Raw genomic sequence first — 4851 nt, 5'->3', positions numbered from 1 at the left:
GATGTATGGCGTAGTGATAAATCCCCTTATCAAAAGCTGATTGAGTATTTTAATTTATGGATAGAAGATCCTGAAACACAGTGTGGTTGGGCGGATAGCTGTTTAATTGTGAAACTTGCCGCAGAAGTTGCCGATCTATCTGAAGATATGCGCTCCATTATGTCCGCTGGCGTGGATGATGTAATCCAACGTATTGCTGGTTTAATTGATTTGGGAAAACAGGATCAGTCTATTCAAGCAAATACTGAGGCCTCGACGTTGGCACAAGTACTTTACCAAATGTGGTTAGGTGCAGCATTACTGAGTAAGTTGCAAAAAGATAAAACACCATTACATCAAGCTCTGAGAGCAACTAAATTTCTATTAAAAAGTGAAGATTCATAAAAATTAAAGGGGCTTCCTTCCTGTATATAGAAAAACAAAGGAAGGAAAGCTATTCACTCAGGCCCTTCACCATTAAATGAGGGTTATTTTGCTTATTGCGACAGTTGCTCAGAGTCAGAAGTTTTATTCACTACTAAGCACCACAACAGGCACTCGCTACTCTTTATTTCAACAATTGAAGTAATGCTGAGGCAGTTGCAGCAGAAGATGCTGGATTTTGTCCAGTAACCAGCAAGCCATCTACTTGAACATGTACTTGCCAATCATCTACTTTAGAATAATGACCACCGTTTTCTTTAAGCATGTCTTCAACTAAAAATGGTACAATTTCAGTCAAACCTACGGCGGCCTCCTCAGTATTGGTGAAACCAGTCACTAATTTACCGCTAACTAAAGGCGCTCCATTACTGGCTTTCACATGACGAAGAACACCTGGGGCATGACACACTGCTGCAACAGGTTTGCCAGACTGAATCGCCTGTTCAATCAGAGAAATTGAAATCGGATCTTCTGCTAAATCCCACAATGGGCCATGCCCACCTGGATAAAACACTGCATCATAATCAGCTACAGAGATTTCGCTAAGTTTATGCGTCTGTGCCAATGCTTGCATTGCAGTTGGATCAGCTTCAAAACGATGAGTGGTTTCAGTTTGTGCTTCTGCTAAATTACTTTTCGGATCTAGTGGTGGCTGCCCACCTTGAGGCGACGCCAGCGTAACTTCAGCACCAGAGTCGATAAAGGTGTAATACGGTGCAGCAAGTTCTTCTAACCAGAAACCTGTTTTCTTACCAGTATTGCCAAGTTGATCGTGTGAGGTTAAAACGATTAAAATTTTCATGTTATTTCTCCGATATTTTTCATGATTGAGGAGCATTGTTGCATGATCACTTGTCCTGTAGCGTGACCATGACAGATACGCTTATTTAGATACTCGTCTCGAGAATTTGGCGACTGATCTCTAATGAAACAGTTTTATGTTCGCCTAGCTGTGTAAGATTGTGTGATTTAAGTTGCGTAATGATGATCTCAATATCTGTCTCCCCCAGTCCATAATCGCTAAGACGAGTCGGCAATCCAAGTTGCTCAAAGAAGGCTCGTGTACGAGCAATAGCTGTATCAATACGTTGTTCTTCATTACCTTCGACAATCTGCCAGATACGAGCTGCATACTGTAGTAATTTTTCTCGCTTCTCTTGACGACGCACTTGGAGATTGGCCGGCAACACAATGGCCAAGGTACGAGCATGATCAATACCATGTAAAGCCGTGAGCTCATGTCCAATCATATGGGTTGACCAATCTTGTGGTACACCAGCCCCAATTAGCCCGTTCAGTGCCATGCTAGCAGTCCACATCAAATTCGCACGCATGTCATAATCTGCTGAATCGTCCAAGATTTTCGGTCCAATCTCAATCAGAGTTTGCAATAGACCTTCGGCAAAGCGATCTTGTACTTGTGCATTGACAGGGTAAGTTAAGTATTGTTCCATGACATGAACAAAAGCATCGACCACGCCATTTGCTAACTGGCGCGTCGGCAAGCTAAAAGTTTTATTCGGATCCAGTACGGAAAATTGCGGAAAAACATGGGGACTGCTAAATGACAATTTGGCTTGGGTCGATTTTCTGGTGACTACCCCACCGCTATTCATTTCTGAACCAGTTGCCGGAAGGGTGAGTACACTCGCAAAGGGCAAAGCTTGAGTAATTTTAGTACCATGGGTTTCTAAAATCTCCCATGTATCCCCTGTATAATTGACTGCTGCTGCAATAAATTTAGTACCATCAATTACCGATCCACCACCGACAGCCATCAAAAAATCAATCTTTTGTTCACGAATCAGCTCTACAGCTTTCATGAGGGTTTCATAACTCGGATTCGGCTCAATTCCGCCAAATTCATGAATTTCTCTTGCACCTAATGCTTCACGCACCTCAGCTAAAGTACCATTCTTACGTGCACTTTCACCGCCAAACAACATTAATACTTTTGCTTCTGTAGGCACATAGTCATTGATTTTAGCTATTGTATCGTCACCAAAAATAATGCGGGTCGGATTATAAAAGTTAAAATTCAGCATATTTTTATCCTAGGATGATCAGCTAATTGATTTGAAAAACCACCGTTATTCATCAAATAAACTTTAAAAAATTGGACAACACTGCGGCTTTTGACTGCACCATGTGATAACTATACATAAAAATAGACCAGTCGTCTATTTTTTTATAAAAAATTATTTCAGCTTGGCGACTTTAGTGATGGTTAAACAAATTCAGGCTTGTTCTATACCACTTTTATTATTGATGTATTTTCACGAGCGATTGTTGAATGGAAGGTATCAACACGCATGACTACTGACATGGTCGTGAACGCATTGGCTAAAACAGTGAATGGGTCATACAAAATAGAAATGATTAAATTTTTTAAAAGCAGATTGGCACGGTTTAGCAGATGTACAAATGCGACAGTAAATTAGATAGATTGGTTCAATATAAAGCGTGTAAATAGTTGCATTCGTTTATTTACCCTGTTTTGGATATTGACTCATGTAAATGATGAGATTAAGCCATTAAATAAAGTAGCCCAACTTGAATAAAAAGCCTCTGACAAACCTCACAGGGTTGAAGTGCTGCCTTTCATTCAAAATTTCAGGCAGCACATTTATACATTTAAGCGTCGGTTCAACCTGGTAGTTTACTCGCCAAAATATCTACTTTTTCAATAGATGGTGGCTCTGAAAATAGCTCTTCGGCCTGAGCCATCAACGCAGCTGCAACCTTGCCAGATAAATGTGCTTGGCGACCTTCCTCATCAGGGAATGCATCAAAAATACCAAATGTTGTAGGTCCAAGACGTAGGCCAAACCACGCAACTGTCGCAGGTTCTTCCATTACAATTGGTAAACCGCCTTTAAGGAAAGCTTCCACTTCGTCTTCTTTACCTGGTTTAGCTTCAAGACGGACATATAAAGCTGTTTTAAGCATGACTAAAACTCCACAATTGATTAAAATTCAAACTCATTCTGACATTACTAATGTATGCATGTCAGAAAGTTTTGTTGTACAAAGGTTAAAAACAATTTTCCATAGCAGAGCCAAAATTTGGATGTTTATTTCGGCATAATGCTATGAATTTATTCAAGTTAATATCATTAACATTTGAATCAAAAAATATTGCTCAAGAAGCATTCAAGAACAACATTGTACATCCTTATAACTATGAAAGTTATTTAGCTAGGAATTTGCTGTGAAACTCTATATGTTTCTCTATAAAGCTCGCAATGAAGTAATAGCTATGGTCATACCCTTCTCTTAGGTTAAGTGTCAGAGGATATTCTTGTTCCAAACAAATATCACTAAAAAGCTTAGGTCTTAACTGTTCTTCAAGAAAATCATCAGCTGTTCCCTGATCGACTAAAATAGGTAAATGAACTTCAGCGTTTTTGATTAATTCAATCGCATCATAGCTTTTCCATAAAGTTTCGTTTTCACCTAGGTAGTGTGTAAAAGCCTTTTTCCCCCAAGGTACTTGGCTAGGTGCAACAATTGGTGCAAAAGCAGAAATACTTTTATACAGCTCAGGATTTTTTAACCCAATGACTAATGCACCATGACCACCCATGCTATGACCCATAATACTTTGGACTTGATTGGTCGGAAAATTTAGGTCAATCAGATTTCTGAGCTCTTCCACAATATAATCATACATTTTGAAATGCTGTGACCAGGGTGCTTGTGTTGCATTCACATAGAATCCTGCGCCTTGGCCTAAATCATAATCTGCATGATCTGGTACATCTTCTCCACGTGGGCTGGTATCTGGTGCAACAATAATGACTTTATGTTCAGCCGCATACTTTTGTGCTCCGGCTTTAGTAATAAAGTTATGTTCGTTGCAAGTCAGTCCTGATAACCAATATAAAACTGGCAACCGCTCATCTTTGTCATGAGGTGGCAGATATATTGAGAATTTCATTGAACAGTTTAATGCTGTTGACTGATGGCGATACACTTCTTGCGATCCACCAAAAGAAGCATGTTTCTCAATTATTTCCATAATCAATTACCTATGTTGAGCAAGACTTCATGAGAAATCGAGTAAACAAAGAGTCTGACATTCTCCACAGAGAATAGTGATTAAGATTTAAAATGTAGGCAGGTTTGTTGAACCTATTCACGATGCCTACACAGATAGATCGGTTTTACAGATAATGTGCCGTTTTAGAGGATTCCATGCATGTCATTCATGATGCACATGCATGGAAAACTATAAGGTCTGACGGAATTATTCGTAATGAATTACAGTACGAATTGACTTACCTTCATGCATTAGATCAAAGGCTTCATTGATCTGGTCCAAGCCCATCGTATGTGTCACAAATGGTTCTAATTGAATTTTACCTTTCATGGCATCCTCAACCATTCCTGGAAGTTGCGTACGACCTTTTACGCCACCAAAGGCAG

The 4851-nt window shown here is 39.7% G+C and carries 5 protein-coding genes and 2 pseudogenes; 2 read left to right on the top strand and 5 right to left on the bottom strand.

Annotation, left to right across the window (positions count from 1 at the left end):
• The coding region (locus B4237_RS02450; RefSeq protein ID WP_286941193.1) for a TetR family transcriptional regulator C-terminal domain-containing protein at nt 1-384 on the top strand (384 nt) is incomplete at its 5' end.
• 163 nt (nt 385-547) lie between these two features.
• Here the strand turns inward: B4237_RS02450 and B4237_RS02445 are convergent.
• The gene (locus tag B4237_RS02445; RefSeq protein ID WP_034706108.1) at nt 548-1225 is read right to left on the bottom strand and encodes a type 1 glutamine amidotransferase domain-containing protein; all 678 of its coding nucleotides are present in this window, start codon (nt 1223-1225) and stop codon (nt 548-550) included.
• An 85-nt stretch (nt 1226-1310) separates the two neighbouring features.
• Nucleotides 1311-2468, bottom strand: a complete 1158-nt coding sequence (locus B4237_RS02440; RefSeq protein WP_286941190.1) for an iron-containing alcohol dehydrogenase — start codon at nt 2466-2468, stop codon at nt 1311-1313.
• Nucleotides 2469-2654: 186 nt separating this feature from the next.
• Between B4237_RS02440 and B4237_RS17685 the strand changes: the two are divergent.
• Nucleotides 2655-2984, top strand: a pseudogene (locus tag B4237_RS17685) (IS3 family transposase); the annotation flags it as partial.
• Between the two features lie 85 nt (nt 2985-3069).
• Here B4237_RS17685 and B4237_RS02430 read toward each other — a convergent pair.
• The 3 genes and pseudogenes from B4237_RS02430 to B4237_RS02420 form a co-directional block, all read right to left on the bottom strand.
• Nucleotides 3070-3372 carry a putative quinol monooxygenase gene (locus B4237_RS02430; protein WP_286941189.1) on the bottom strand — a complete coding sequence of 101 codons (303 nt, stop codon included), beginning with the start codon at nt 3370-3372 and terminating at the stop codon, nt 3070-3072.
• Between the two features lie 241 nt (nt 3373-3613).
• Entirely contained in the window at nt 3614-4444 is an 831-nt protein-coding gene (gene fghA / locus B4237_RS02425) for an S-formylglutathione hydrolase (protein ID WP_286941188.1), read from the bottom strand.
• A gap of 228 nt (nt 4445-4672) precedes the next feature.
• Nucleotides 4673-4851, bottom strand: a pseudogene (locus B4237_RS02420) (S-(hydroxymethyl)glutathione dehydrogenase); the annotation flags it as partial.

This window comes from Acinetobacter sp. UBA6526 (genome assembly GCF_002434875.1).
GTDB lineage: Bacteria > Pseudomonadota > Gammaproteobacteria > Pseudomonadales > Moraxellaceae > Acinetobacter > Acinetobacter venetianus.
This window is presented reverse-complemented; position numbering and strand designations above follow the sequence as displayed.

What these genes read in the sequence shown, in the direction of transcription:
- B4237_RS02430 (WP_286941189.1), bottom strand. Translation starts at nt 3,372, where the DNA reads ATGCTTAAAACAGCTTTATATGTCCGTCTTGAAGCTAAACCAGGTAAA.
- B4237_RS02445 (WP_034706108.1), bottom strand. Translation starts at nt 1,225, where the DNA reads ATGAAAATTTTAATCGTTTTAACCTCACACGATCAACTTGGCAATACT.
- fghA (WP_286941188.1), bottom strand. Translation starts at nt 4,444, where the DNA reads ATGGAAATAATTGAGAAACATGCTTCTTTTGGTGGATCGCAAGAAGTG.
- B4237_RS02440 (WP_286941190.1), bottom strand. Translation starts at nt 2,468, where the DNA reads ATGCTGAATTTTAACTTTTATAATCCGACCCGCATTATTTTTGGTGAC.